Raw genomic sequence first — 261 nt, forward strand, 5'->3', positions numbered from 1 at the left:
GGCCGTCGCCGGGCACTTCCGTCTGCCGGTCATGGACCACACCGCCGTCACCTCGATCACACCGGGCGAGGGGACCTTCCGAATCGAGAGCGAACGCGGATCCATCGCCGCCCGCTCGGTCGTCTGGGCGGGCGGCGAGTTCTCGGATCCGCTCGCACCGCGCGTCGCGGGCGCCGCCTTCGCGGATCCCGTCGGGTCCGCCAACGCCTGGGCGCCGCGGGACGGCGACGTCATCGTCATCGGCGGGTACGAATCCGGACT

Annotated in this window: 1 protein-coding gene; it reads left to right on the plus strand. The window is 72.8% G+C overall.

The window, feature by feature from the left end; translation table 11 throughout:
• A partial coding sequence (locus SB754_RS21045; protein ID WP_410784289.1) for an NAD(P)-binding domain-containing protein occupies window positions 1-261 on the plus strand: 261 nt, incomplete at both ends.

Source organism: Leifsonia sp. SIMBA_070 (assembly GCF_046534635.1).
Lineage (GTDB): Bacteria > Actinomycetota > Actinomycetes > Actinomycetales > Microbacteriaceae > Leifsonia.